The 24,888-nt window shown below is 35.8% G+C and carries 20 protein-coding genes; 1 reads left to right on the top strand and 19 read right to left on the bottom strand.

Annotated features, from left to right (window positions below; all coding sequences use genetic code 11):
• Positions 1-34: 34 nt before the first annotated feature.
• From MHH81_RS05005 to MHH81_RS04945, 13 genes are all read right to left on the bottom strand, one after another.
• The gene (locus MHH81_RS05005) at positions 35-2,635 is read right to left on the bottom strand and encodes a VWA domain-containing protein (RefSeq protein ID WP_340918616.1); all 2,601 of its coding nucleotides are present in this window, start codon (positions 2,633-2,635) and stop codon (positions 35-37) included.
• Entirely contained in the window at positions 2,619-4,376 is a 1,758-nt protein-coding gene (locus MHH81_RS05000) for a vWA domain-containing protein (protein ID WP_340918614.1), read from the bottom strand. The genes MHH81_RS05005 and MHH81_RS05000 overlap by 17 nt, the downstream gene beginning before the upstream one ends.
• Before the next feature lie 11 nt (positions 4,377-4,387).
• Entirely contained in the window at positions 4,388-5,263 is an 876-nt protein-coding gene (locus MHH81_RS04995) for a DUF58 domain-containing protein (RefSeq protein ID WP_340918612.1), read from the bottom strand.
• Positions 5,260-6,252, bottom strand: a complete 993-nt coding sequence (locus tag MHH81_RS04990) for an AAA family ATPase (RefSeq protein WP_340918610.1) — start codon at positions 6,250-6,252, stop codon at positions 5,260-5,262. Before MHH81_RS04990 ends, MHH81_RS04995 begins: the two co-directional genes overlap by 4 nt.
• 12 nt (positions 6,253-6,264) lie before the next feature.
• Positions 6,265-7,683, bottom strand: coding sequence for a hypothetical protein (locus MHH81_RS04985; protein ID WP_340918608.1), 1,419 nt, complete (start codon positions 7,681-7,683; stop codon positions 6,265-6,267).
• 13 nt (positions 7,684-7,696) lie between these two features.
• Positions 7,697-8,539, bottom strand: coding sequence for an ABC transporter permease (locus tag MHH81_RS04980; protein WP_340918606.1), 843 nt, complete (start codon positions 8,537-8,539; stop codon positions 7,697-7,699).
• Position 8,540: 1 nt separating this feature from the next.
• The gene (locus MHH81_RS04975) at positions 8,541-9,470 is read right to left on the bottom strand and encodes an ABC transporter ATP-binding protein (protein ID WP_340918604.1); all 930 of its coding nucleotides are present in this window, start codon (positions 9,468-9,470) and stop codon (positions 8,541-8,543) included.
• A complete protein-coding gene (locus MHH81_RS04970; protein WP_340918602.1) occupies positions 9,467-11,878 on the bottom strand; it encodes a hypothetical protein in 2,412 nt (803 codons plus the stop codon). Before MHH81_RS04970 ends, MHH81_RS04975 begins: the two co-directional genes overlap by 4 nt.
• A 57-nt stretch (positions 11,879-11,935) precedes the next feature.
• The gene (locus MHH81_RS04965; protein ID WP_340918599.1) at positions 11,936-12,811 is read right to left on the bottom strand and encodes a LysR family transcriptional regulator; all 876 of its coding nucleotides are present in this window, start codon (positions 12,809-12,811) and stop codon (positions 11,936-11,938) included.
• A gap of 2 nt (positions 12,812-12,813) precedes the next feature.
• Entirely contained in the window at positions 12,814-14,283 is a 1,470-nt protein-coding gene (locus tag MHH81_RS04960; protein ID WP_340918596.1) for an MDR family MFS transporter, read from the bottom strand.
• 519 nt (positions 14,284-14,802) lie between these two features.
• Positions 14,803-15,255, bottom strand: coding sequence for a cyclic-di-AMP-binding protein CbpB (gene cbpB, locus MHH81_RS04955; protein WP_340918594.1), 453 nt, complete (start codon positions 15,253-15,255; stop codon positions 14,803-14,805).
• Positions 15,256-15,369: 114 nt separating this feature from the next.
• The gene (gene fadH / locus MHH81_RS04950; RefSeq protein ID WP_340918592.1) at positions 15,370-16,137 is read right to left on the bottom strand and encodes a 2,4-dienoyl-CoA reductase; all 768 of its coding nucleotides are present in this window, start codon (positions 16,135-16,137) and stop codon (positions 15,370-15,372) included.
• A gap of 355 nt (positions 16,138-16,492) precedes the next feature.
• On the bottom strand, positions 16,493-18,535 hold the full coding sequence (locus MHH81_RS04945) for a sensor domain-containing protein (protein WP_340918590.1): 2,043 nt from the start codon (positions 18,533-18,535) through the stop codon (positions 16,493-16,495).
• Between the two features lie 205 nt (positions 18,536-18,740).
• Between MHH81_RS04945 and MHH81_RS04940 the strand changes: the two genes are divergently transcribed.
• Positions 18,741-19,208 carry a YkyB family protein gene (locus tag MHH81_RS04940; RefSeq protein ID WP_340918588.1) on the top strand — a complete coding sequence of 156 codons (468 nt, stop codon included), beginning with the start codon at positions 18,741-18,743 and terminating at the stop codon, positions 19,206-19,208.
• Positions 19,209-19,325: 117 nt separating this feature from the next.
• Here MHH81_RS04940 and MHH81_RS04935 read toward each other — a convergent pair whose 3' ends face one another.
• From MHH81_RS04935 to MHH81_RS04910, 6 genes are all read right to left on the bottom strand, one after another.
• Positions 19,326-20,228, bottom strand: a complete 903-nt coding sequence (locus MHH81_RS04935) for a chemotaxis protein (RefSeq protein WP_340918586.1) — start codon at positions 20,226-20,228, stop codon at positions 19,326-19,328.
• A gap of 68 nt (positions 20,229-20,296) precedes the next feature.
• Positions 20,297-21,166, bottom strand: coding sequence for an NAD(P)-dependent oxidoreductase (locus MHH81_RS04930; RefSeq protein WP_340918584.1), 870 nt, complete (start codon positions 21,164-21,166; stop codon positions 20,297-20,299).
• Between the two features lie 140 nt (positions 21,167-21,306).
• Positions 21,307-22,551 (bottom strand): hypothetical protein, encoded by a 1,245-nt coding sequence (locus tag MHH81_RS04925; protein ID WP_340918581.1) that lies wholly within the window; start codon positions 22,549-22,551, stop codon positions 21,307-21,309.
• Positions 22,523-23,701 carry a DUF58 domain-containing protein gene (locus MHH81_RS04920; protein ID WP_340918579.1) on the bottom strand — a complete coding sequence of 393 codons (1,179 nt, stop codon included), beginning with the start codon at positions 23,699-23,701 and terminating at the stop codon, positions 22,523-22,525. The genes MHH81_RS04925 and MHH81_RS04920 overlap by 29 nt, the downstream gene beginning before the upstream one ends.
• Positions 23,698-24,636 (bottom strand): AAA family ATPase, encoded by a 939-nt coding sequence (locus MHH81_RS04915; RefSeq protein WP_340918577.1) that lies wholly within the window; start codon positions 24,634-24,636, stop codon positions 23,698-23,700. The genes MHH81_RS04920 and MHH81_RS04915 overlap by 4 nt, the downstream gene beginning before the upstream one ends.
• 21 nt (positions 24,637-24,657) lie before the next feature.
• Positions 24,658-24,834 (bottom strand): aspartyl-phosphate phosphatase Spo0E family protein, encoded by a 177-nt coding sequence (locus MHH81_RS04910; RefSeq protein ID WP_340918575.1) that lies wholly within the window; start codon positions 24,832-24,834, stop codon positions 24,658-24,660.
• Between the last annotated feature and the right edge of the window lie 54 nt (positions 24,835-24,888).

Here is a 24,888-nt window from a genome sequence, read left to right as displayed (position 1 = left end):
CAATAGGGGCAGTTCACTTCTCACTAGCAGCTTTTTAACGATTCTTTTTGCCTTTTACGAGTTTTTCTACATTGCTTGTTACATCCGTGTTAGCACTAATTTCTTTTTTCCGGTTCATTTGAGAAAATGGAGCAAGCAATTGTCTAAACCCAAATCTTCTAATCGTGATATCCATGAAGAACAATATTATTGCAGAGAGTATAAGGAACTGCTGGATAGATTGTTTTTCAGAACTTTTTAAATCGATTGTTCGGAATGCTTCAGAAGCTTCGGTAAGCATCTTTCCACCTGTCCGACTAGCGATCATCTCCAGATTTCCTGTGTTTGGCTTTTGGACTTTATATTCTTCGCTATATGGAATAGAAATACCTGCTTGATACACTGCCTCTTGCTCATTTGATACTCGGAAAAACACTAGTCCTGGTTCACTATCAACAGTCACTCTCGATTTGCCTGGTGCAAGCGGCTCTGACGATACTGGTAGCTCTTCTCCTTTTTCATTTACCGCAGCTATTTCAATAAAAGAAGATTTCCCCGAAGGATCCGTTACCGTATAACTGCCGTCACTAGCCTTTTGAATTGTAAAAGGAACTTCACTATATGCTGGTAGAAGTCTTGAAATGGCAGTGTTCCAAAGGTCTCCCCAATTACTCCATCTAGCGAAATCTCCACTCCACTCTCCAGTAGAATCAGAGGTAAAAGCAATCGTTCTTCCTAATCCATACATCCATTCCGCTAGTACAGGATCTTCCTTCTCACTTTCGGCAATTACTGTAGCAGTTTGCTTAGGAGTCGTTGCAATATATGCATTCATTTGTGGAACGCCGTCTGCAAATAAACTTGTCCAAGCTGCATCACCATAAATAACCGGATAAAAAGGATTATCTTCAATATATGTTCTAGAAATCATTGCTGTCTCCGTTGACATGATAGCAGGAATGGTCGATTCATCTTCCACCTCGTAAAAGGTACCTCCACCCATTTCAGCTAAACTTTCCAGTAGTGCTCTATCCGCATCTTGCCCCACGGCAACAGTCGACACCGTAATTAAATTCTTTGCTCCCTCTTCGATTAACGTTTGATAGTCATTACTAGTAGAAGACTGACCATCTGTTAGTAAAATGATATGCTTTCTTTGAAGCTTTAATGGAGCTAAACGTTCATATGCGAGAGCCAGACCCGAATAAATTTCCGTTCCCCCACCGGATCCTACAGATAAAATACTCTCTACTGCAGCTTCCCTATTGGAAAGGGGTTCTGCCTCGATAATTTCCCAAGGACGATCATCAAAAGCTATAAATCCAAGTGTATCCTCGTCACGAAGCATCTCTACAGAACGTGCAGCTGCTTCTTTAGCATATTCTAATTTAGAACCACTCATACTGCCTGAACGATCCATCACAATAATTAACCCTAGAGATGGCAACTGTTGCTTCCCTTTTATTTCCATTTCAACAGGTAATAGCTTTTCAATTGGAGTTTTGAAATACCCTCCTAAGCCAAAGCTATTTTTACCTCCAACCATCATAAAGCCAACACCGAAATTTTTCACAGCCTGTTCAATAACTGTCATTTTCTGCTCCCCTACTGCGTGCCCAGGGACATTGTCAAAAATAATAGCATCATAAGCTAAATAATTGGATAGATCATAAGGTAGTGCAATTGCGTCTATTACGTCAGTTGTTATTACTTCTTGATCAATAACCGTTGGAATATTAGAATGACTTCCTTCGTTTGTGACAACTAACAGTCTTGGAGAGCTTTCTACATTTGTCACACTCGTCAATTTATTATTTTCAATTAAGCCATCATCAGGAACTATCACCTGAACTTGATACTTTAATAGTCCTTCTCCTTTAGAAGCATTTCGGAACGTAAAGCTATTGGTTCCTTTTTCTAATGTAATTTGTTCTCGTGACAATAATTGGTCATTTTGATAAAGAAGCAGCTCTCCTTTAGTATCCGTAGTTGCTTCTAATTTAACATTAAGCTGCTGTTGTTCTCCTTCAAAAGCAACTGGCGGAGTTTCAAAAGATGTGACAGCAACATCTTCCGAGGCTACTCTTTCTAGCTGTACAACATCTATTGTGACATTTCCCCCAGCAATTTTCACTAACTCATCTGCCACGGATCCACTTGTTTCTAATCCATCCGTGAACAGAACTATTCTTGTCGCTTTATTAGGATCTACTATACCTGTAGATAGTTGTAAAGCTCTTGCTATATCCGTATTTCCAGGTGACTTCATCGGTGTAAATACCGGTAAATTTACTTCTTCAGCAGTTAACGCAACTTCCGATTGAAAGTCTTCTGCAAATGTATATACCCCTACAACATGTGAATTTTTTCGAGAAGATAGACTCTCTTCAATCCATTCTGTCACTTGTTGCTCAGTGCCTTGGACAGAAGCTGAACGGTCCACTAAAAAGAGAACTTGTTCTTCTTTAATGGGTAATAAAAGATAAGGATTTGTTAAACCAAGAACTAAGCAGAAAACAGCAACAAGTCGAAGAAAAAATACTACTTTTCCTTCTCTTCGAAAAATCTTTTTATCTTTTCTCCATGTCCACATAAAATAAATAACAATTGGAATAAGTATTAAAAGCCATAGCGGTTGGTCAACTCGTAAATCCACGTCGTCTTTGCACCTCCCACTCCATAACAAACAATAACAATAATAGTACTAGAATATAAGGGACAAACGAATGCTGATCATAATTTTCCAGCTGATCTATCTGTTGTCCACTTAATTGATAAGTAGCTCCTTTTGCAATTTCTTTTTCCTTTTGAGATAAAGCAACCGCAAAGTTCTTTTCTATGTCGTTCGAACGAAGCACATATAACCCTGGCTTCTTCGGTGCAATAAAAGCTCCACCGTTTTCAATGGAATATTCATAAGAATCGTCCATTGTGTAAATTTCCCATTCATTTAATGCACTTCCAAGTGACTGCGGCTTTCGCTCATTCGGTGAAAAAGTCCCTATATACGTATTTCCGGCAGACAGTTGTTCCTTCACACTCCACATGAATAAGGGAAATGAAGGACTTAGTGGCCAATCCGTCATTTGAATATCGGAAAGAATGATAATATCTCCACGCGGGGATACCTGTATAAACGGCTCTTCACCTACTGTCGCAATGGTAGTATATCCATCGATCGGTGGGTATACGGCACTTACATAAATATCCGATAAATTAGCAAATGAAAAAAGAGGATGTTCAGTAGTTTGAACGACTCCATTTATCTCTTTTGCAGAAACGTCATTTCTACCAATAAATAAGGAGGCACTTTCTAGTTGTTCAATTAAACCGAATTGATTCGTTACGATTATGCCTTCTTCCTTCAATAAACCCACTTGTTCAGCTGGTACACTGCTCACTTCTATGTCCATCGATTGAAATGCAGTACGAACAAGTGCATGCATAGAACTGTCCACAAACACTTTGGATAATTGATCCTGCATAAATACAGTGATCGTATTATCTAAAGCATATTGATCCTGAACATCTAAAGATGCTTTTAAATAAGAAGATTCTACCATTTCATCGAAGGATAACGTAACCGTTTCATTTGGTGGTATTGTCACATTTTCTTTCACTAACTCTTTCTGCTCGTTTGAAAGACTTAGAGTCGTTACCTGTTCTTTGTTCGACTGATTTTCTAGTTGAATGAGAGCAGAAATTCCACTACTCGTTTTCGTTGCACCAAAACGTTTAATAGACGTATTGGTTACTTCCGATGTTTGCCCTTCCACATTCCAACTAACATTTTCATATTGCAGAGGCAATGATTGTCTATCTAACTCATCTGTAAAAATATATACGGAGGTAGCCTTTTTTTGGAAAAAGGATTGGGCAAAATCTAATGACTTCGACATATTTTCGTCTTCATAGCTTACTTCTAATTTATTAATCTCACTTTTAATAAGATTAAGATTCGTTTCTTGGCGCAGTAAAACAGCTGGTTGATTTCCCGTAGTAATCACTGTTAATGGCTTTCCTGATAATTGATCTATAAGACTTAGCATCTCTTTTTTATGCTGTTCAAAAAGCGTGGTATCATTTGTATTTACTTCCATTGTTGCAGAAGTATCTACGATAAAGATTACTTGTTCCCCAGCAAGCGCTTTCGTTTTCCAAAACGGCTGAAGTAAAGCAAAAACAAGTAATATCATTGCAAGCATTTGTAAATAAAATAAAGCATTGCGTTGTAAATGCTGCAAATAAGGGGATGCTTTCGTTTCTTTCATCACTTCCTGCCAAAAAAGAGTAGAAGAAACAGACTGCTTCGTATATTTTTTTCGAAAGAAATAATAAAGCAATACAGCTATTGGAAATATCGCTGTCCATAAAAATACTAGTTGATTAAACCCCATATATTCTCACCTCATTGCACCCAATTTGCACGTAAAAGCTGATGAAATAATACATGTGAAATCCCATCTTCTGCATTAACTTGAACCATTTTCACTCCAAATTTACTAGATAATAATTCAAGGCCTCTTTGATGTAATTTTCTTTCTTGCTCATATGTTTCCAGTACACGAGAAGACATCGATACATTTAACTGATGTGATGTCTCTACATCTTCAAGTTGGACATCTCCTGTATAAGATGGTGCAAGCTCGTCACTTGTAACAATCTGCAAAATGCGAATATCACCAGCAAACTTTGGTAGCTTTTGAAGTAACCTCTCCCACGACTCAAGACTTTCTAAGCAATCCGAAATAACAAATAATACAGTACTATCTTTTGGTAAAAAAATAGGGGCATTTTCAACAAATGACTGTATCATAGTTGGTTCCTTTAATTCAGAAACAGTCTGTGTAAATGCTTTTCGATAGGTTGCTCCCTTCCGTCGAAATGGTGGTTTCTTTTCAGTCGTTACGACTGAAAACGATAAACGATCATCTCTTTGTAGTACAAGAATCCCCAGAGAAACAGCTAGCTGTTTGGCAAATGTCCATTTCAATGGATCTCCCATTGATTTTGTTGAATCTAGCAATACATGAACTCGCATTTCCTGTTCGTCTAAAAATCGTTTAATAAAATACTTATCTGTTCGAGCATATACATTCCAATCTATTTGACGAACATCATCACCTGGAGCATATTCTCGGAAATCCGAAAAATCGAGAGAAGCACCAAAACGTGCGGAACGATGTGAACCTTTATGTTGACCACGTAACTTTGATCTTGTCGAGATGGAAAGCCGACTCAGTTTACCTGCCCAATCCTTTGGTACTAATTGATCTGTACTCATACGGTTTGTCCTTGCTTAATCGTTTGTAATACAAGATCTACGAGTTCATCTGCTGTTTTACCTTCTGCTTCTCCTTCGTAATTAAGTAATAAACGATGTCTAAGTACAGGCTTAGCAACTGATTTAATATCTGCAATAGAGACATGATAACGTCCCGCAACTAGCGCACGTGCTTTCGCAAGCTTGATAAGACTTTGTAAACCTCGAGGTCCACTTCCATACTGAACATACTTTGCAATTTCAGGAATTACTGCCGCCTCCGGATGGGTCGCTGCAATAATATCTACTGCATACTCCAGCATATCATCTGCGATTAGAACTTCTTTCACCATTTGCTGTGCATGTACAATTTCTTCCGCATTCATTATTTTATTTAACTCAATGGTTTGACCGCCCGTTGTTCGCTTTGTAATTTCCATAAGCTCTTCCTTGGAAGGATAAGAGACCAAAATTTTGCACAGAAAACGGTCCATTTGAGCTTCTGGTAAAGGATATGTTCCTTCCATTTCAATGGGGTTTTGTGTAGCAAGTACAAAGAATGGTCTATCCATTTGTTTCGTTTCTCCTAGTACCGTTACCGTTTTTTCTCCCATTGCCTCTAATAGAGCACTTTGTGTTTTTGGTGTTGCTCGGTTAATCTCATCTGCTAAAACCATTTGGCTAAAAATAGGACCTTTTTGAAAGGTGAATTGCTGCTTACCATTTTCTAAACGTTCAATCATACTTGTTCCCGTAATATCAGATGGCATTAAATCAGGGGTGAACTGGATTCGCGAAAAAGATAGATCCAACACTTCTGAAACTGTTCGAATAAGCATGGTTTTACCAAGTCCAGGCAAACCCTCTAACAGTGCATGCCCATCTGCTAAAACGCAGTAAATGGAAAACTCCACCGCTTCTTTTTGACCCACGATGAAATTCCCAATCTCTGCACGTACTTCATCTAACCGTTTACTTATATTTACATAATCTTCTGTTGTGAAAGTCATTAGTTTCCTCCATTATTCGCTATTTTCAACTGATGAAAAGTAATCTTGCACAATTCGCTGCAGGTCCGAGGGTAATTGCATACGCTCTGAACTCTTTATATATGATTCTGAATATTCATTAACAACTTCTTCGTACGGTCTTGCCGAACCACGAGTAACCGGTCCTTCTGCTGGTTGCTCACTTGTAGATTTTCCTTCTCCAAGCTCTCCTCCATCTACGCTAGTTTCAGAAGTTCCCCCAACTCTTGTTGGAATTGAAAGGAGATTTCTTCCACCAGAGCCGGTTCCTGCCCCTGAACCCTGGCCTTGACCTTGGCCTTGACCTTGACCTTGACCTTGGCCTTGACCTTGGCCTTGACCTTGACCTTGACCTTGGCCTTGACCTTTGCCTTGACCTTGGCCTTGACCTTGGCCTTGACCTTGACCCTGGCCTTGACCCTGGCCTTGATTGTTTTGTCCAGCACTTTGATTTTGACCGGAGCCTTGTTGGTTTCCTTTTCCTGTATTACTTCCATTATTTTTATTATTACTATTGGTGTTGGTCGAGTTTCCTTGTGCTACTGCACTAGCGTTATATGGGAAGGATTTACCCATCTTGCTTAAAGCAGTCTGAGTAGAAGCAGCACTTTTCGCCAATGTATTATTTACCTCTTCTAAAGAGGCTAATTCTTTTTGTTCATCTGCTGTTAAAGACGATTCAGTCGATCCCTCTTGTTCCGATAGTTCTTTCTTCTTTTCAAGCTTTTGTTCTTTTAAAGCCAATTCTTTTTGTTTTTTCACTACTTCACGTAACGCTTCCTCTGCAGTATCTACTTCTTTTAGCTTTTCTTTTAAATCCTTCAAGTCTTTTTTTACGGACTTCGCTAATTCTTTTTTCTCAAGTTTTTCTATTTCTTTTTTCATTTCATTTACAACTCGATCTTCTTTTTCCATATCCTTTGCTTCTAATTGTGTTGCCGCTGGAAAAGCATACAGTACTAAAGCTGACGCTAGTGCAAGAACAAATCCTAGAAGCCATTTAGGCTGTAAATAGTGTTTTTCTCGTTGTTTAAATTTCTCAAATGCTTTCTCACAGCCCAGTTCTGCCTTTGCTAATAAACCTTTAATAAGCATAGATTTTTCGTTAAGAAACGATACTGCAGAAATTAATAAATTATCATGGAAAAAGGAATCTAGTTTATGAAGTGCCGCTTCTTTGGAAGGTCGTTTCCAAAATGCGTATACAAAAACTGCGACAAAAACAATACCTCCAACAATAACTGCGGTTCGGATATAGTATGGAAATACAAATAAGCGAGAAACAAATAGAATAGACGCAGCAGAAGTGAATCCGTAAAACAAAGCAGCTTGGAGCATTCTAATGTAGTGCTCTACTGTAAGTCTACGTCTAGCTTTATGGACGAAACGAATTAGCTTATGTTGGCTATTCATCTATAATTCCTCCTCATTTTTTACGTTTCATATTCACACGTAATTTTTTTACAGCAATAAATACAGATAGAATAGTTATGCAAGCATAAAAAATTGTATATCCAGCCCAAATTGGAAATTCTACCTTTGTAGATTGTGTAATAAAATCATCCGACCCTGGAGTGATAAGCGTAAGCATTAACACAATCGGATTAATACTTGCAAAAAAGTGACCAATTGGTGAGGAAGTTAGTGTACCTGTTGCCATAGAATTCATTCCAGTAATGACAAGATAAATAAAACCAGTAACCGCAGTTAGAAATATCATTGTTCCATACGTTGCAATCATTGAAACTATCGTTTTACGAATAATTGTTGAATACATTATTCCTATTCCACCAATGGCAAGCATAGTTAAAAAGAAGAATAAGAAAATGATGCCGAGCTGTCCTGGAGATACTCCTCCAAAAAGAAAAACTAAACTGTAGATTGGTAATCCTGCAACTAATAACAAGAGAAGAAAAGCAATAGACGATGTTAACTTCCCAATAATGATTTGAAAGGAAGTCTGAGATGTAGTTAATAATATATTTAACGTTTGCTTTTCTCTCTCAGAACTAATGGCACCTGCTGTTAGCCCAGGAGTAATAAAGACAATAAGACCTAACTGAATATATGTCAGCATAGAGAACATGAAAAAGCTTTCTTCTGGTCGAAAATAACCTGTACCTGTGAAGGAAGTGGTCAACATAATAAAACCGAAAACAAAGATAGACATTGCAAGTAAATAAAAGAGAATTCCAGTAAAGCTTTTTAGGGAACGAAAGCGTAATTTAATTTCTTTTACTAATACTGGATTTGAAAAGGCTTGCTTCATCTTATTTCGCCCCCTTTGTAATTTCCATAAAGACATCTTCAAGGTTCGTTTCTGTCTCCGAGAAGGAAATAATTCTTAGTTGTTGGTCTAAAGCTTTTTTCAACAAATTAATTTGATCTTCTTCGGAACCTCGATAATTAAATATAATGGTACTTTTCTCTTCATGTATTTCCACTTTTGAAGCAAATGGATCTTCTTCAAAAAACGTTGCAGCATTCTCCAACAAACCTTTAACCCTCACCGAAATTTGTTTTTCCCCTGCAAGTTGTGCTTGAATTTCATCAACCGAGCCGTGCGCAATCAATTTACCCCCATCAATTACACCAATTTCATCACACATTTCAGCAAGCTCTGGCAATATATGCGAAGATATTAAAATTGTTTTCCCCATATTTTTTAGTTGTCTTAGGATATCTCTCATTTCCACACGAGCACGCGGATCAAGTCCCGAAGCAGGTTCATCCAGTATCAACACTTTAGGATCATGAATAAGTGCACGCGCTAAACATAAACGTTGTTTCATCCCCCTTGATAATAGATCTACGTAGTCATAACGTTTATGCGTTAGGTTAACCAACTCTAGTAGTTGGGGAATCAGAATTTGTCTCTCCACCTCTGGAATTCCATAACTTGCGCCGTAAAAATCTAAATACTCATTAGCTTTTAGTTGATCATAGACCCCGAAAAAGTCAGGCATATAACCTATTTGTTTCCTTACTTCATGCGGTTCGGTTTTGACACTTTTCCCATTCACATAAGCCTCTCCAGAAGTTGGTTGTAGCAGTGTAGCTAATATAGAAAAAGTTGTCGATTTCCCTGCTCCATTTGCCCCCACAAATCCAAATACAGTTCCTTCTTGTAGGGTAAGGTTTAAATCATTTAAAGCATAAAAAGAACCGTATTTTTTTGTTAACCCTTTAATCTCTATCATTTCTGAACCTCCCCTTTTAAGCGAACCTCTGGAAGTCTTGTATACGGATCACCTTGAGCTGATTTTTTGATTAATTTGTAATATACTTCCCCGGAATCATTAATATAATTTTGAATGTTTTCGGAAATTGTAAATCTACTTTCTTCTATTGGTTCAAAAGCTTCTGTTTCAATATTCCAAATTTCAATTGTTTGAGAACTTCGATCGGTATTCGCTATTTGTAATTGTGTCCACATTACTTTATTAGTAGGAATGGTATCAGGTATTTTCCAATAGATGTTATATTCACCATCATCTAAATACCATTCTAAATTGCTATTTTGCACTGGTTCCATATACTTTCCAAATTCATTTGTATTAACATTTACCGTAAACGTTGTAGCTGGTAGCACAAAATCACCTGCAAAAATCGTTTCAGCTTTGAACGGCTGAATAATTAAATGGAGAGCAGACATCTCCACTTTTTTGTCCTTTAATTCGATTGGAATTAGATTGTCCTCTGCAAAGGCCGTTATTGCTGGACTACTACCTAATTGATTGAACATTTGACTAGAAGAATATAAAGATTGCTTTCTTTGCTCAGTTAAATCAATTTGATTTCCAATATTCATGCCGTAGTTTCTATTTATATATGGATTGGAGGCTGGTGTTAACATAACAGTTCCTAAGTCTTTATTCACTTCTAGCTGTTCACCAGGCTGAAGATCACCTAACTTGATGAGTTTACTTCCAGACCAAACAGAAACTTCTTTCAGAGCAAATGGAAAGTTATTCTTTACTGTTCCAATTAATTTACTCGCATCTACTCGAAGGTCTACTTCAAAATTCCCCACGTCTTTCAGATGTGTATCACCAAAGAAATTCGAGACGGACCAGTAACCTACATCTCTGAACGTTAACTCACTATTAGAAGCATGTTTTTCAATAATAGCTTCTTCATGTACATTCATATTCTGACCATTAAATGAATTGTTATTTCTTTGGGCAACCATTGTAGTGGATGTTGGTGCAACAAATGAGAATTCTCCACTTTTATTACTTAATAAGGATTCAGCATAATAACCACTTAAACTATTATCCTCATTAACATATAAGAAGGAGGATTGTTGTACTTGTGGACGTGCAATACGATCCTTCGCTCCGTAGCCGAAAATAGCAGCGGATGCAATAATAGCGGTAAGTGGAATAATGCCCCACGCGTACTCTCGTTTGTCTTTTCTTTTCAATAAAAGGTATAAGAGCGGTCCTACTAGTATCATATAAATTAGCACAATACTAATCATTAAAGGTGTTGATACTTTGAATGAGCTAAATAATGAGTTTGTGTTTCCTACTTCATACACAAGTTGATCCTTTCCATTGTAGCCATACATCATATTATTAGATGTATTTTGTGCTTTTACGGACTGTACAATTGTAGTCATCAAGTCACTATAGACAGGGTCTTTTGATAAGGGTTCATCACCAAGAGAAAAGGTTGTTTGAATAATGGCACCTTTACCTAATTGTTTCTTTGCGGCTATTATTGTTCCATCTATACTAAATGACGGGGTTGCTCCCTCATTTAAAGATGCATCATACACTGTTAAAGCATTGGACAATGGGTTATTTGCAGTCAAACCAAGTACTTTTTCAGGCGATAAAGATTGGGTACTTGTTTGAAGAGTTAGTGGTAAGTATTCTCCTAACTTGCCTAATTCCACTTCTGTATTGTCAGAGGCACCAACTACAATAAAGCCTCCTGCACTAACATAGTCAACAAGCGCTTGTTGTTGTTGCTCTTCTAAATCTGCAAGGACAAATTCATCTATGATAATATAATCTGCCATCTCCCAAGCTTCAGCCCCTGTTGGGAGCGTAAAGTTACTCAGTTGAGCTACATGAATCACTTGGTTACTTATTTGATTTTGTTGTTTTATTTGGCTTAATACTTTTAACCTGTCAGCACTATTGGTGAAAGATAAATAAAATATAGATGATGGATCATTAAAGCTTACTCTTAAATTTTTAGTGCCTTTAAAATCAATGGACTTTCCTTTTTCCCAACCACCTTCGTAAAAGTGAATCATTTGAAATGTAGACCCTTGATACATATAGTCTTCGGACATTCCAGACGCTGCAACCTGAATTGTCTTTGTCTCTCCCGCACCAATTTCAAATGGGGTCGCTTGTGCATTTCCAAGATTATAGGATTCCAAAATATCTAATACGATATCTCCTGAAAAGGCGTCCCCTTTATTCTCAACGGTAATAGTAATTGGAAATCCTTTCCCATATTTCGCTTTACCATTAAATCCAGCATTTGCTTTTACTTGTAGGTTAGGTGCAGCCGAGGCTTCAATTGTTGGTAATAGCAAAAAATAGATAAAGAGTGCAGAAATAACCAATGTAATTTTTTGGATACGCATTTAATTTCCCCCTTTTTATGTATATATATTAGTACGTTTATCGTAGATGGAAGTTCCTTACTGAAATTTTTTTGCATGTTCTTTTACAATTTTGACAAAAGCTTCTACTTGTGGAAGATCAAATGCAGCATCATAACCAATAAGCCAAGTGTCTCTCGTTAACTCAAACTGCTCTTCATCGTTCGTCAAAGGTATCTTCTGCACGTCCTCATGACCGGTCAATGTAATGGAAGGAAGTATCGCGTATCCAATACCATTTAAAGCCATTTGTTTACATGTCTCAATTTGATCTACGATTATTTGTCTCTTTGGATTAATCGAAAAATGTTTTTGCCACCATTGCTGAATTTCTTGATAATAGTTAGAATCACTTTTAAATTGAATAAATGGTTTCTCTGTTGTTAAAACATCGTTAACCGAAGTCATCTCTTTATCCACAAGGTAAAGTGTATCTCTGAATAAATGAATTTTATTTCCTTTCCAATCTGTTTGTCCACGTACAATTCCAATCTGTGCCTCACCATCGTATATAGATTTTACAATTTCCGAACTCCAGCCTGTAAGAAGGGAAATCTTTGCTTCCGGATACGTTTGTACGAAATCTTTCAAAACTTTCGGCAGCCAATTATGACCTACGATGGAAGCACAAGCAATTTTTAACGTTCCATGTACTTTAGAGGTTAACGACTGAATCGCCTCATATACTTCTTCTTTCTGCTGAAGCATATTTACAGCATACTCGATTACAAGTTCTCCTTCTGGTGTTGGAGTTAACCCTTTCTGAGATCGTAAAAATAGTTTTGTCTGCCATTCTTTCTCAATGGTTTGAAGACGTAGAGAGAGAGCTGGTTGAGAAAGGAATAATCTCTCAGCTGCTTTTCGCATATTTTGTTCTTCTGCTAATACTTTAATAATGAGAAAATCTGATGTCATTTTTAAACCTCTTTCTTTTTAGGTAGTCCAAATACTAATACAAAACTAATTATTGCGAAGATAAAAGATGCAATAAATACTCCATGGAGTGCATACTCTAGTCCTGTTTGCAAAAATGATAGCTGCTCCATAGAGAATAGTTTTCGTTCATCTGCATCAAGCAACTGATTTACGCTACTTAATTCAAATGTGGATGAATGAATACTTAAATATTTGCTAATTGTTTTATTTACAATGACTCCAAGCAAAGCCGCTCCAAACATATTCCCGAAATTACGCATAAATAAATTACTGGCTGTTGCAACGCCCCTCCATTCATGCGTGACTGCTTCTTGAATCGTTACAATGAAGGATGTACTTGTAAGTCCCATACCAATACCAATGCAAAAACTACATACTGCAATTATAATCGGATGAAGTAAAGGATAAATGAAAATAAAAGAAAAAGTTCCAATCATTAAAAATATTGTCCCTATAAACGAAAGTTTGGATGCTCCATATTTGGGAAGTAAACGGCCTGCTGCCGTTGACGCAAGAGGCCAGCCAATAGATACAGCAGTTAATGTAAATCCAGCAACAATTGCTTTTTGCTCCATTACACCAGTTACATACATTGGTAAATAACTGGATAAGCCTATTAAAATTACACCGGTAGAAAATGAAATTAGATTGGCGAACAAGATTATTTTGTTTTTCCATATTACTATTGGCATAAATGGTTCCATTGCTTTTCTTTCGACTTTAAGAAAAATGATACATCCAATCATCACTACACCCAGTAAACTAAAACTTACTAAAGATATCCAAGGAAAAGATTGCCCTCCTTCTACTAACCAAAATAGTAAAGAAGACAGGATAACCGTCATTAGCAAAGCCCCTTTATAATCAACTACTGGCTTCTTACTTGAAACAGGCTCATGCAAAAATAGTACTATTCCAAGCATCGCAATAAGACCTAATGGAATATTCACCCAAAATACAAACTCCCATCCGACTGTTTCTACTAATATCCCACCTATAGCAGGTCCAGAAACAGCGGATATCCCCCAAACACTCGCTAAATAACCCTGTATTTTTGCGCGTTCATCTCCTTGATAAATGTCTCCTATAATAATGGTCGCAATTGGTTGTACTGCTCCTGCACCTAACCCTTGTATTAAGCGGTAAACAATTAATTGCTCCATCGAGGTAGCGAAACCACAAAGGAATGAACCGATTAAAAATAATGTAACGCCAATAAAAAATATTATTTTCCTTCCAAATAAATCCGCCAGCTTCCCATAAATTAAAACGGTTATTGTGCTCATTAATAAATAAGCTGAAAATACCCAACTATATCGAGAAAAGCCACCTAAGTCAGATGTTATATTGGGCATAGCTGTTGCAATGATAGTCGCTTCGACGGCTCCCATAAACATCGCAAGCATCACCGCTACTAATACAAAAGGTCTTTTTGTTGCTTTACTCTTCAAAACTCCCCCCCCATTTCATAGTAAAAGAATGATCGTAACAAGATAAATAAGGACTGCGTAGCCAAAATTGCAACTTAGGTCCACATAGCGTGGATCATATTCCTGCGCACAGCTCGCCGTAAATTTATTTGGCTGTCGTTGGGACACGATGTCACGATTTTAGATTGTCTTCTGCTGTAACCTATAAGAATGCAGGGTCAATTCCTTTATTCCCAAAGCTTATTACTTTGTATTTCGAGGTTGTAGGAGAGAAATGGGCAGACGACCGTCATACGATTATCGACAAGATAAGAGGGACGTGAATTCTTCACGTCCCTCTCACTCAGAAATCACGGTAATGATATAGTTGTCCGTTCCAAAGCAATCCGACAACGATCATCTTAAAAGTGAATGGATGTAGATACTTTTCCAAGAGAGTGCCCGAAAAGTACTGTAGTCTGGATAGTTAATGAGAAGAAGCGTATATACTTTTTAACTTAAAAAAAGAAGGCCTTTATAAGAGGCCTTCCCAGGTTGTCTTTACACTTGAGTTTCTTGTGATTGATATAAATACTTTTTCATTTGCTTTAAAATAACTCTTCTCGTTAATATACCTAAAAATGTTTGCTCATCATCGACTACACAAACATAAGGATTGTTAACTAATAAATCTAAACCTTTTTGAAATTTTTCATTAAAATGAATGACTGGTATATCTTTTTTCATAATACTATCTACTTTTAAATCTGGTAGTCGTTCGTATTCAATATGTTCTAATCCTAATATTTCATCTGTTATTTGTTGTGTACTTATTAAACCTTGCAGTCTATATTTCACGTCTAGCACTGGAATAGAAGAGTATCCAGTTTTAGTTAATACTAATAATGCATGTTCAGCGTTATTTCCTAATTGTACATGTGCTACTTTTTCCGCTGAAATAATGTAATCCTCAATCGGAATTTGTAAAAAATCTTTGCTGCTAACAAATATCATTGTATTCTACTCCTTTGTTTGTTTTCATGTTATGAAAACATAACGTATAAAACTATGATAGCATATGAAAGGAATAAAAACCTGTGAAATCGCTTACAAACTATTCATAATTTTTTAGAATGGAAATTGATTTAACCATTGACCTCCGTCTAATGTTACAATTTCTCCATTCATATAGGAGGCTTTATCAGATAAAATAAATGCGGCAAGCTCTGCAATTTCTTCTGGTTTACCAAGGCGACCTAATGGAATGGACTGCATGGTTCGTTTTGCAGCTTCCTCTGATTCCCAGAGTTTCCCTGCTCCACCTGTTCGCTCAATTGGGCCAGGAGCAATACCATTCACTCGAATACCGTATTTAGTTCCCCACTCAACCGCTAAAGTCCTAGTTAGTGACATAACTCCCGCTTTCGCGGCTGCAGAATGAACTACGCCCACCCCTGCTCCCCATGCATAAGTTACAAGCATATTCAAAATAGATCCTTTCGTGCCTTTACTTATCCAGTAATTCCCTACCGCATTGGAACAGTAAAAAGATCCATTTAAAACTATATCAATAACAGCTTTCCAGCCATTAGGTGTAAGTTTCTCTGACTCTACAATAAAATTACCTGCTGCATTGTTTACCAAACCATCGATCTGCCCATATGTTTTATCTGTAAACTCCACCATCGCTGAAACATGCTCTGGAATGCGCACATCCATTTGAAAAATGGCTATCGTATTACCATATGCTTCAATTTCTTTTTTTGCGCTTTCTAGCCTATCTAAGTCACGACCAGTAATGACAACATTTGCTCCTTCTGAAACAAACTTCATTGCCATGTATTTTCCCATCCCATTTGAACCGCCAGTAACGATAATCGTCTTCTCTTTCAACATTGGTCAGCACCCCTTTAAAATAAATGAATATTCATTCATTTATTTTATCATAATATTTAAAAAAATAACGTAAATCTCTAAAAGAAATTTTCGTTTTTACTTAATCCATCATGGCTGTTGATTATCCAATTTCCACTATTAAAATTTCACAAGAAATGCGCAAGGATACACGATTATCGAAAAAATGAGGAGGGATGCGACTTTGTCGCATCCCTCCTCATTAAGAAATCCCGGTAATGGTGTAGAACTCGGTCAGTTCTAAGCACTCCAAAAGCACCTATACATAGAGTGCCTAGTGTGTTATCACCATTTAATAAGCAATTTACTGCGTATTTTTGGTTAATCAGCACGTGTGTTATTTCATATATGATTTGTTAATATCGTCTATTGGTACTGGACGACTAAAATAATAGCCCTGGGCTTTTTGACAATTTGCAGCCTTTAATATTTCCACTTGCTTATCTTTTTCTACACCTTCTGCAATAACTTCCATTCCTAAGCTATGTGCCAGTTGAATAATCGTAGTTGCAATCGCTGCATTTTTTTCATCCAATTCCATATCTTTAATAAACGACTGATCAATTTTAATAATATCAATCGGATACTTTTTCAAATAACTTAAAGAAGAATATCCTGTTCCAAAATCATCGATAGAAATAACGATCCCAATGTCTTTCAACTCTTTTAACATTGTAAGCGTATCTTGCATATCAGTCATTGCACTCTCGGTAATTTCTACTTCTAATGAGCAAGGACTTATATTATATTTACGTATTTTATCCCGAATTTTAACCGCAAAATTTTCTTGTTTAAATTGCTGGGGTGAAATATTTACGGCAATACGAACTTCACGATAACCTTTCTCTTGCCAATATTTTAACTGTTTACAAACCTCTTCCAATACCCAATCACCAATTTGCATAATCATCCCCGATTGTTCCGCAAGTGGGATAAATTGCATGGGTGAGACATAACCAAACTTTCTATTATTCCAGCGAAGTAAGGCTTCAAAAGAGTTTATTTCACCTGTCACTAAATTAACTTGTGGCTGAAAATGAATAGAAAGCTCTTCTTTTTCTATCGCTCTTCGCAAATGGGATTCCATTAATGCTTCGTTTGGAAAAGATAAGTTCATTTGCTCCTGAAAATAACGATAATGTGCTCGTCCTCTGTCTTTTGCTACATATAAAGCTTGGTCGGCTTTGAGTAGCAACTCATCAATTTTATTACCATCATGAGGGAACATAGAGATTCCTACAGAAGCAGTAACAAAGTATTCTTGATGGTCCAAATAAATGGGTTTAGAAAGCTCCATTAAAATACTTTCGGAAAACAAGCTCGTCTCTTCTCGAGATTTACCTTTTAAAATAAAAACAAATTCATCTCCACTTTGTCTATATAAATTACTCATTTTATCAATATAAAGGCCAAGACGATCTGCTATTTTCTTTAATAATTCATCTCCATAGCTATAGCCAAGTGATTCATTTATAAGCTTAAATCTATCTAAGTCAATTCGTATAATGGCTATTTCACTTTGTAAGCTATTTGCTTGAATTAAATTATCACGTAAATGCTCTTTTAATGCTCTTCGATTCCATAATCCCGTTAAATGATCATGGTAAGCAAGATAAAATAATTGGTTTTGTTCATCCGTGTCTGTCATTGTATCCCGAATTATTAAATGAAAACCAGTTACTATCTCTTTATTTTGTATAGGAATAGCTTTTAAGTAAGTGGTAATATAATGACCTTTATCGTGCTGAATTAAACAATTCTGCATTTCAGTAGCATAACCACTTAAAGTTTGCTTCATCATAAGTTGGAAATTTCTTAAGGAATTTTCTTCAATCAATTTTTCGATTGGTTGCTTGACCAGCTTAACAGGATCATATCCGAAAACTTTTGAAGTCACCATATTCAAATACTGAATAATACCGTCTTCATCAATAGAGAAAATAGAATCTAAATTATTGTTTACAAGTGAAAGATATTTTTCTTTCACTTCTGTTAAAACACGTTTTTCAATTTCCTCTTCTGTCTTGTTATTCATTGTAATTCCGTACACTTTATTGTATCCTTCTTCTATTAAAACAATCGAAATATCAAACACATATAGCTCATCTTCAAGTGTTAATGGGAAATTATATAGCACCTGCTGCTTTTGTTCTAAATTTGTATGAATAGGCAGCTGATTCCAAATATTTTCTAATGATAAGGATTGGGAAACTGTATTTATCTTTGCCAAAAAGTTTGTTGCAGCATTATTTAGATATATAATTGAAAACTCATTTTTCCTATTTTTTTTCAAAATACAAGTAAGTAGAAATAAATTATCTTGGATTACATCAACTAAATAATTACTAATAGCTTGCTTTGTATCTGTAGATTTGTTCATGTAGTCCTCCATTATGTAGCGCACTGAAGAATACGATACAATTTATAAATAATAATACTTTACCTCATTTTATCGACACAATTCTCACTATCTTTAGATATTAAAGGTTAAAATCCTTTTGTACAATATTTTTTTGATTTGTTTACACAATTACTTGGAAAATTGGTATGATGGAGTATATAAAAAGCTTTCGTAGGAGGAATTTATGATAGCCACCAGCGTTGAAGAACAAATAGCTACTGCAATATACACCGTAAATAGACATGCTAAGACAGCAATCGATAATAAACCGCTTTATGAACTAAAGAAATTAGCAATTCAAAAACTAATAGTAGAAAATAAAGCTAAAAAAATTGGTCTTCATTTTGTTCGCAATCCGAGAAATAGTCAACAGCAATCCTCCGTATTAATACAATGCGCAGATTATTTTTTCCATATTATACCTGTTAAAGAAGACTTTAAACAACTACAACATCTTGGGCATCTCGATGATACATATCGGAACCCCATTAGAAAAATGAATTTAAGAATTGCAAGACAAATTCTTACCGATTATATAGGACCTCAGCCTATCATCAAAAAGTCCTCAAGCCAAACTACACATTTTGCTAAAAAATCTGCGCGAGTAACAAACAATCGCCCGCAAACGATGAAATCCTATTTAGATCGATAATAGATGGTTAGTCACTCATTTATTCTGGTACAGCAGTTACGGTATTAAATGAGAATGGAATCATTCGAGAACGAAAAAAAACTAGTGTGAAAAGAATTCTTTTCACGCTAGTTTTTTTTACAATATAAATTTATCTATTTTTAATACTAGTTCTGCAATTTCAGGTTTGCTAATTTGATCTTCTGCTCCCACTTGATCGCCTTTATGACGAAGATCATCCGTTATTAAACTACTAAAAATAAGTACTGGAAGTTTAGATAAGTGGCTATTTTCTTTTATACTTCTCGTTAAAGCATGACCATCCATTTGAGGCATTTCAATGTCTGTCACCACTATTTGAACATGTTCCGAAATATCTGGTGACACTTTTTCTAATTGTTCTAAATAGTTAAGAGTGTCCTTTCCATTTTCGAAAAATTCCAGATTAACGTAGCCTGCTTCGTTTAATGTATCATGTAATAGCTTTCGCAGAAGTGGAGAATCTTCGGCAACGACTATTTTCTTATTGGAACGCTCTCGCTGACCAAGTTTTTTGACAGATTCTACATTTATACCAGACTCTGGGTTAATGTCTACAATAATTTTCTCAAAATCTAGTAAGAGAATCATTACATCTTCTCGTTTAATAACACCTATTACATGAGAAGTTCCACCTTGATAAATATTGGAGGGCTTTTCTATTTGGTCCCAAGAAATCCGATGAATCTGAGTAACATTGTCAACATGGAAAACTACTCGTTGTTTATTAAATTCTGCAACTATATATTTTTCTTGCTCACTATTGATAGCTGGAAGTCCTAGAACTTTACTCATATTAACAACTGGTAATACTTCCCCACGAAGTTGAACGATACCTTCTACATGTGGATGTGCATGTGGAATATATGTGACAGCAATTGGTTGAATGATTTCTTTTACTTTAATAACATTAATTCCAAAGTTATTAGATCCTACTTGAAATTCCACTATTTCTAACTCATTTGTTCCACTTTCCAGTAATATTCCTTTATGGTCACTCACATAAATCGCCCTTTCCTTAACAACTTGAATAATCCGATTGTATCATATAGCAGTAAATAATTACTATGTCATTCGTATGTTTTTATTAACGTCTGGGTTCCATTATTTTCGTAACCTTTTGCTATTAACTCATCGTACATAGATTTCGCCAGTTGCAATCCTGGTAATTGTAAATTCATGTTTTCAGCTTCTTCTAGTGCTATTTTCATATCTTTTACAAAATGTTTAATATAAAATCCAGGTTCGTAATTTTCAGCAATCATTCGAGGTCCTAAATTACTTAAAGACCATGATCCAGCTGCTCCAGTTGAGATAGACCGTAGGACATGTTCTAAGTTTAGTCCAGCCTTTTTCCCATAGGCAAGTGCTTCACAAACCCCAATCATCCCTGTAGCAATCGTAATTTGATTGCACATTTTCGTATGTTGACCTGCTCCAGCAGGACCTTGATATAAAATTGTTTCGCCAAATAGATTTAATACAGGCAGCACTTGTTCAAATGTTTCTTTATCTCCCCCACACATAATGGAAAGTTTACCTAATTGCGCGCCGATATCTCCACCTGAAACTGGGGCATCTAATGAGAGCATTCCTTTCTCTTTTGCTGTTATATTGATTTTTTTTGCAAGAGTTGGAGTAGACGTAGTCATATCGATTACAACTAGACCTTTGTTCTCCACAGAAAAAATACCGTTTTTTCCAAAATAGATCTCTTCTACATCATGCGGATAACCTACCATTGTAAAAATAATATGTACATTTTTAGCTACATCACTTGCATGCTCCACCCAAGATGCACCTATTGTTATTAATTCCTCGGCTTTCTCTTTCGTTCTTGTATAAATAACGACTTCATGACCTGCTTTCAATAAATGCTTTACTAAACTTTTCCCCATAACACCCGTACCAATAAAACCAATTTTTAAATGCTCTGTCATTTGAAACCCTCCATTTACATTGTGAATATATATAGTGTACCAAAAAAGAGGACCATCCATATAGCTTTTGGATGGTCCTTAAAAAGGGGGAAATGAGAATGTTGCTGTGTTCTTTATTATTATGCCCGGCTATCATTTTTTTAAACATTTTTTTCAACAAAATTATATTTTTTTATTTCCTCCAGGTTTTTTATAAACATATCAGCTTTTGTAGTTTCTATTAATTGTCCCCCATACCTAACTTCCTCGTATATATAAAAAAATTTATCCTCTACTAGCCAGTCCATTCTTTTAAACCATTCTCTAACAGTTTCGCTTTTATTTCTATCCAATTTAAATCGCTGCGCTTCTAATTCAAACTGCAAATACTTTTCTCTTAATAGGGAAGATTCTACTTTATATAATGAGCTTTGTTGACTTTGTTGATTCTCTTCCAAATTGATCAATTGATTTGTTTCATTTCGAAAATTAATCCGTTCTACTTCTAATTTCTCTGGTTTGCTTTTCAACAAATAGCGTACAAAAAATAGAATGACAATTGTAGCTAACCCATAAACAATCCATTCCACTGGAAAGTTCAAAAAAGTTTCTTCCGAACCTATTTTATTTGGCTTTATTTTAGCTTGTTCTCCAACTGGTATTCGTGTATCTTCTTCTAGTTCTCTAATTTGTAAGCCATTCATTAAATTCTCTAGATATTCTAGTAAAGGAGCAAAAGGGATGACTACTACACGCATAATGGCTACAAATAATACATCCATCATTTTACGAACAACAGGAGCAATGAAATAAATAAAAACAGTGAAACTTGCCACGCTAACTAAACTAATAAGATAGATACCTAATCCTTTGCCAAGTGTAATGGAATTGTGCTTGTCCGTATTTATCCAAACAGAGAATAATCGTATCCCTACAAATAAAGCGATTCCAGTTACAAACACTGTATAAAGAATAGAATGATACCCTTCATATCCCATTAAAAAATTAATATAATGTACCACCAAAAATGTAGCGAAAAATAATAGTGTAAAGAAGCTATCATTCCCTTGCTCATTTTGCATTGTATTAAATCTTTCTTGAATGCGCCAAATTGAAATAATTACACCTAACACAAATAACCAAACAGGAGAGCCAAAAAGGAACAGGAATAACAGTATAAAAGATGGGAGGATAAATGGTACTAAGCTATTTGGTCCAGTTTTATGAAAGATTAGTTGGGCTGCAATCGCAATCACGAATTGTAGTCCAATCCAGATAAACGGGAGCGCAATAGTTGTATCATTTTGAAACAATACAAAAATCAAAGCCAGAATCCAAATATCTTGCAAATATTTTCCAAACGACTGAACTTGAATATTAATATGGTGGGTAGAATGAAGTATCATAATTTCCCCCTTTACTTACATCCGTTCGGTACAAAACATTTGTCCGACGCTCCCAATGAGTTAGTAAAGGCAAAAACTTTTCTAACTCATGTGTCATAACATAAACCACAACAGGGAGCTCCTCATGTGTTTCTATGTAAGTAATAATCCTTTCAAATGGAACGAAAAAATCACTAATAGACAATAAAGATAGAAGCTCTAATGCTTGAATTCGATGCTTATCTCCACTTCCTATTGTTAAATAAACAAAAGGGATTTTTCCATATGCACGTATATTTATTGCAAAAGAGAAGGGGATGTCTTCTTTATAACAAGCATCTATATGAGAGGCGAGCCACTCAATTTTTTCTTCAAAATCTTCAACCACTCTATACTTCTCCACAACATTTACAAGAAATAATACGGAGACGTTTGCTACTTTTGTAAACACCTTGGTTTGAAGCTGTTGCATTTTAGCACTAGCCTTCCAATGAATATGGTGAAATTGATCTCCAGGTTCATACTCTCTTGTTCCAATAGGAAAAAAAGGATCATCATATAAGGAAGAAGTTAATTCTAAATGACCTTGCTTCAACTTAGATGGAGTAAACTCTTCGTCAATGGTATACATCTGTGGGAACACAATTGCATCCATTAATATAAACGGCTTAAAGTCCAACCATACCGATCCCTCCGTTAAAGGATGTGGGATTTGAACTTCGATTTGTTTTATCCTAGCAAGACCTCTTCGAATACCTATTATTGGGATTTTTACTTTTACACTCTTTTTATAGCCAATAGAGAAAGGAACTTTTACCTCATGAAAACCAGCATTTGTTGTATTGGAAATTCCATTAGGTGCTATAGCAGATTGAAATGATATTAAGAGAGTTGCATTCCAAATGGGCAATCCTTTATTTTGAAAAGTTAGTACAATGTGAGACGTTGTATCTTTAATTAAACGAACTCTCTTTTTTTCATTTATCAGTTCTAACTTTTTTCCTACTTTTTTATAATAGTGCACTTGCAAAAGAGCAATAATTAGTAAAAAAGAAAAAACAGATAACAAGACATATTGTTTAAGGAGAAGACTAAAAATACATGTGAATACAAGAAGATCTACATAGATTCTCGTATTCTTCATACCTAAATCTTGACGACTCCAATTCATCGAACATTTGCCTCAACAGGAACTTCAATCTCACTAACTAGCTCTCTCATTATTTCTACTAAATTATGAACGAGCATTCCTTGTGAAGAAAGTTTCATACGGTGAAGACATACAGGTTCTATTACATTTTTCACATCGTCAGGTGTAACATACATTCTTCCATTAATAAATGCACTTGCTTTTGCAGCTTGTAGTAATGCTAGAGATGCACGACTACTCAATCCAAGCTCTATGTATGGATGGCTCCTTGTCTTGTGCACAATTTGTATAATGTACGTTAAAATATCCTCATGAACGACTACTTCTTTCACTTCCTTTGACCATGCTTCCACTTGTTCCAATGAAACGATTTTTTTCGTTTTAATTTCTCCTGGAGCCCGACCGAACTTTTGTAAAATAATTCTTTCCTCTTCCAATGTCGGGTAATCAATTGTTAGTTTAAATAAAAACCGATCTAATTGTGCCGCTGGGAGAGGAAACGTTCCTTGCTGAGATTCCACTGGATTTTGTGTTGCAATAACCATAAAGGGTGATAGTAGCTTAATCGTTTCCCCATCTATCGTCACTTGTTTTTCTTCCATTGCCTCTAACAAACTAGATTGAGTACGTGGAGTAGCTCGATTAATTTCATCCGCAAGTAAAATATTACTCATCACAGGACCAACTCGAAGGATAAATGATTGTTTTTGTGGATGGAAAAAACTTATGCCTGTGACATCAGAAGGTAATACATCAGGAGTAAATTGAAGTCTTTTAAATTCTCCTTGAATAGCATCTGCAAACGATTTAGCCATCATTGTTTTCCCCGAGCCTGGCACACTTTCTAACAGAACATGCCCCTGTACTAATAATCCCATGAGCATAAAGTTAATTTCTTTTTCCCTACCAACAATAGCCTTGTTCAATTCATCTTGAAGTAGTGATATATTGAGCACGTATAATTCTCCCTTTGAAAACTACTCAGCTTTATCCAATTTGCTATGCTGTTTTACTTGTGATTGAAATTCATTTAATAAATGATCCAATTCCTCACTAAGCTGAATAGTTTCTCTATTTGTCACACCTTTTTCAATTGCGGATTGAATCATCTTTTCTCTAGTATATTCTAATTTATTTAAAAAAGATTCTAACATAAAGAATCGCCCCTTTTACAAAATGTATATTCCTCTCAGTTTACCTTTTGTCTT

The sequence above is a fragment of the Psychrobacillus sp. FSL H8-0484 genome (assembly GCF_038005325.1).
GTDB lineage: Bacteria > Bacillota > Bacilli > Bacillales_A > Planococcaceae > Psychrobacillus.
This window is presented reverse-complemented; position numbering and strand designations above follow the sequence as displayed.

Bases quoted from the DNA above. Each gene is read 5' to 3' on its own strand.
- MHH81_RS05000 (WP_340918614.1), bottom strand. From the start codon at position 4,376: ATGGGGTTTAATCAACTAGTATTTTTATGGACAGCGATATTTCCAATA.
- MHH81_RS04995 (WP_340918612.1), bottom strand. From the start codon at position 5,263: ATGAGTACAGATCAATTAGTACCAAAGGATTGGGCAGGTAAACTGAGT.
- MHH81_RS04990 (WP_340918610.1), bottom strand. From the start codon at position 6,252: ATGACTTTCACAACAGAAGATTATGTAAATATAAGTAAACGGTTAGAT.
- MHH81_RS04985 (WP_340918608.1), bottom strand. From the start codon at position 7,683: ATGAATAGCCAACATAAGCTAATTCGTTTCGTCCATAAAGCTAGACGT.
- MHH81_RS04980 (WP_340918606.1), bottom strand. From the start codon at position 8,539: ATGAAGCAAGCCTTTTCAAATCCAGTATTAGTAAAAGAAATTAAATTA.
- MHH81_RS04975 (WP_340918604.1), bottom strand. From the start codon at position 9,470: ATGATAGAGATTAAAGGGTTAACAAAAAAATACGGTTCTTTTTATGCT.
- MHH81_RS04970 (WP_340918602.1), bottom strand. From the start codon at position 11,878: ATGCGTATCCAAAAAATTACATTGGTTATTTCTGCACTCTTTATCTAT.
- MHH81_RS04965 (WP_340918599.1), bottom strand. From the start codon at position 12,811: ATGACATCAGATTTTCTCATTATTAAAGTATTAGCAGAAGAACAAAAT.
- cbpB (WP_340918594.1), bottom strand. From the start codon at position 15,255: ATGATATTTGTTAGCAGCAAAGATTTTTTACAAATTCCGATTGAGGAT.
- fadH (WP_340918592.1), bottom strand. From the start codon at position 16,137: ATGTTGAAAGAGAAGACGATTATCGTTACTGGCGGTTCAAATGGGATG.
- MHH81_RS04945 (WP_340918590.1), bottom strand. From the start codon at position 18,535: ATGAACAAATCTACAGATACAAAGCAAGCTATTAGTAATTATTTAGTT.
- MHH81_RS04940 (WP_340918588.1), top strand. From the start codon at position 18,741: ATGATAGCCACCAGCGTTGAAGAACAAATAGCTACTGCAATATACACC.
- MHH81_RS04930 (WP_340918584.1), bottom strand. From the start codon at position 21,166: ATGACAGAGCATTTAAAAATTGGTTTTATTGGTACGGGTGTTATGGGG.
- MHH81_RS04925 (WP_340918581.1), bottom strand. From the start codon at position 22,551: ATGATACTTCATTCTACCCACCATATTAATATTCAAGTTCAGTCGTTT.
- MHH81_RS04920 (WP_340918579.1), bottom strand. From the start codon at position 23,701: ATGAATTGGAGTCGTCAAGATTTAGGTATGAAGAATACGAGAATCTAT.
- MHH81_RS04910 (WP_340918575.1), bottom strand. From the start codon at position 24,834: ATGTTAGAATCTTTTTTAAATAAATTAGAATATACTAGAGAAAAGATG.